Origin of the sequence: Kamptonema formosum PCC 10802, assembly GCF_000332335.1 — a bacterium.
In the GTDB taxonomy this organism is placed as follows: Bacteria; Cyanobacteriota; Cyanobacteriia; order Cyanobacteriales; family Oscillatoriaceae; genus Oscillatoria.
The window spans coordinates 684-2,772 of sequence record NZ_KB235953.1 but is presented as its reverse complement, the minus strand read 5'-3'; the positions used below and the strand labels follow the sequence as shown (position 1 = coordinate 2,772).

Below are 2,089 nucleotides of genomic sequence, written 5' to 3'. Positions count from 1 at the left end.
TGGCCGCCCCACCCCGTGGCCGCCCCACCCCGTGGCCGTCCTTCCCCCCCCACCCGGGGCGTGGCGGGACGCGCCCCTACAAAAGGGGGGGAATTCTCAAAGCCCCCCTTTTTAAGGGGGGTTTGGGGGGATCTGATATGTGTGCCTCACTCAGTTGCAATCTGCTATAGCTGACCGGTGCGAGTAAGGGAGCAGCGCTATAGACGCGCAAGCGGCTCCCTGGGGGAGAGCTTCTGGGCCTTGCGGCCTGCGGTCGATGGCCCAAAAGACAGGTGCTCTAGCTGCAAGAGCTGATTGAGAAGAGTCTTTTTTAAGAGATTACCCCTTGACACCGGCAGCTTTTGGGTGTTATGCAGCAGTGTGCCGGCTGGCACTGCGGGCGGCTATAGAAATTTCTAATAATTCCGCTTAAGAATTATTTAATTTTTTAATGATTCCGCCCTCTGGCGTGCTAAAAACGCTCCCTCAGGGGGTGCGGAGGGGGTGCCGGTGCGGGGCATCTTTATAAATTACGGCAGTTTAATCATAACAAATCCCGGGGCTTCAGGCGCTCAACCGCAAAGCTTAAAAATACTAATCAAAAAGATAAACTATTAAAAGTCCAGCGTCAGAGGGGGAGAGCGCAGAAGTTTGACAGCCAAAAAAAAACTCGCTACAGTAAAAAACAAGTCAGCCGCTCCCGACAGGTGTGACGGAGAGATTCGTGCTACGAGGGGTGATGGTGTGCAGTTTACAGGCGAGGTGAGTGATGTCCGACTTCAACATTGGCTCGTTAGACAGCAGCTCCACATATGTCGGCAATGTATTGAGCGCCGACCCAACAGACATTTACCGGCTCACCCTGAACGCACCGGGGAGTTTCAGTCTGTCTCTGGGCGAATTGAGCGGCGATGTGGATATGAAATTGCTGGACAGCACCGGCTCTGTACTGCGCACATCATCTAATAGTGGAACAAGTCCAGAAGCGATTAATGCCGATGCCTTAATTGCGGGGGACTACTCGATTGAAATCTCTCGGGTGAGCGGCGATACAGACTATATTCTGGAGGTGAGTCCCAAAACCAACACTGACCCGCTCACAGGTCAGCCCCTAGCCCCCAGCAGTAACAGCCCCTTTGAGTTGGGAGTGTTTAAAGTAGGCCCAACGGGGAAAGTCGATATAAGTTATCTGTTTGATGGCGGCTTCTATGAGGGAGAGGTAGGCATCTTTAACCTGAAGGGGATGTCGGCTTTCCTGACCGATCACAGTGCTTTTGTCAAAGAAGCCGCGCGGCGGGCGCTGAGTAATTCTTCAGAGGGGCATGTGGGAATCTCTGACTTCACGGAAGGCGCTAAGTTGACCGGCATTTTGGGGGCTGAGCCGCAAAATTGGAACAAGGGGACATACCAGGGCATCAAGACAGTATCTATGAATCCGGGGGATGAGTTTGGGATTATCTTAGCCCCCCGGAATAGGATACAGGATGTCTTTAACAATCCGGCACTGACCGGCACGCGACGCTCCCTGTTTTCATTAGCCACATCTAACCCCAGGGATGCTTTCAATTCAGGGCAGATAGCTGATGTCACCGGCAAGGGTTACGCTTTTGCTTTTGAAGATATGCAGGTGAATGCCGGTGCGGATAAGGATTACAACGATGTGATGTTTCAGGTCGCCGGCGCGACTGGCACAGCCCCATCGCTAAATAATGTGATTGCACCATCCCTGGACTGGCGCGGGACAGTTTTGGGGGGACAAATTTTAGATGAAATCAATTCAGCCGATACCGAACCGCCTGAAATTGCGGCATATCTAGAGAACGATACGGGTGAGGGCGCTGCAGATGGGATTACCTCTGACCCGGCGATTGCGGGTAGTGTTATTGATGTTAGCGGGATTTTCAGCTTGCGTGCCGGTTTTGAGGGGATGCCGGTGGAGAGCTTTACTGAGATTGCCAGCCGGCTCAACGAGGATGGAACGTTTTCATTAGACCGCAACGCTTTAGAGGAAATATTTGGCGGGGCGCTGTCAGAGGGAAGTCACACCCTTTATTTGCGGGCGATAGATGAATATGGCAATGTGTCGGGGTTTGAGGGGATTCGCTTCACC

1 protein-coding gene is annotated in these 2,089 nt (G+C 52.9%); it reads left to right on the top strand.

Annotated features, from left to right (window positions below):
• Positions 1 to 748 precede the first annotated feature (748 nt).
• Positions 749 to 2,089 (top strand): DUF4114 domain-containing protein (locus OSC10802_RS0137975; RefSeq protein ID WP_026099170.1); only part of this gene is annotated, 1,341 nt, incomplete at its 3' end.